This window comes from Pseudomonas sp. N40(2020) (assembly GCF_014472415.1).
In the GTDB taxonomy this organism is placed as follows: Bacteria; Pseudomonadota; Gammaproteobacteria; order Pseudomonadales; family Pseudomonadaceae; genus Aquipseudomonas.
On record NZ_JACSZV010000099.1, the window covers coordinates 1 to 432 of the forward strand.

1 protein-coding gene is annotated in these 432 nt (G+C 74.5%); it reads left to right on the forward strand.

The window, feature by feature from the left end:
* The coding region (locus IAI51_RS27790; protein WP_187681380.1) for a YfiR family protein at window positions 1-432 on the forward strand (432 nt) is incomplete at both ends.

Consider the following 432-nt stretch of genomic DNA (forward strand, 5'->3'; position numbering starts at 1 on the left):
GCCTACAGTCTTGCGCCATGCTGCGGCGCTGGCTTGCGTCGCGCTGGCGCTGCTGCTTGGCCTGCAGGGCGCCGTCCGCGCCCAGTCGGTCGGCAGCGATGCGCAGGCAAAGGCCCGGCTGGTCGCCACGTTTGCCCGCTTCGTGCAATGGCCCGCCGCCGCCTTTGCCGGCGACGACGCTCCGCTGCTGCTGTGCGTGGCCCAGGACAGCCCCGCCCTGGCCGATGCTTTCCGCCGCCAGCTCGCGGCGCCGCCCGCTGGCCGCCCCATGCAGCTGGTGCTGACGAGTACCGGCGCGCCGGCGCGCGGCGGCTGCCACCTGCTTTACATCGACGACAGCGCGCCGCGCCGGTTAGCCGTGCCGCTGCCGCCGGCCGATGAACCGGTGCTCACGATGGCGCTGATCGACGGCTTCGCCGGCCGCGGCGGCAT